Raw genomic sequence first — 332 nt, 5'->3', positions numbered from 1 at the left:
AGGTTTTTTTCTTTTCTTTAGGAGCTTTGAAGAAGCCTAATTTTCTCAGGATACGAAAGAGGGGGCAAGGATGCCTGTGGTAACCTTTGTTTGTTTTGAGTTTATAGAAGATTTNGTGGCAGGTAGCGGATGTTTTGTGGTATACTATTCATGAGAAGACTCCTTTTTTTTGATGGTTGTGTCAGAACTAATCATATCAAGGTTTCTTCTTTTTTGGTACTCAGGTCTCACATCTATTGTAACGCTACATAGGACTGAATCCCATATCTTTGAAGTATTTAAAACGATCTCGCAAAGTCAGTTTGGAAAAAAGTTACAAAAAAGCAAAAAAA

Annotated in this window: 1 pseudogene; it reads right to left on the bottom strand. The window is 35.6% G+C overall.

From position 1 onward, the window contains the following. Positions 1-130: pseudogene (locus SSIN_RS10500) on the bottom strand (IS481 family transposase); the annotation flags it as partial. Positions 131-332 lie beyond the last annotated feature (202 nt).

It is taken from the genome of Streptococcus sinensis (assembly GCF_000767835.1).
GTDB lineage: Bacteria > Bacillota > Bacilli > Lactobacillales > Streptococcaceae > Streptococcus > Streptococcus sinensis.
This window is presented reverse-complemented; position numbering and strand designations above follow the sequence as displayed.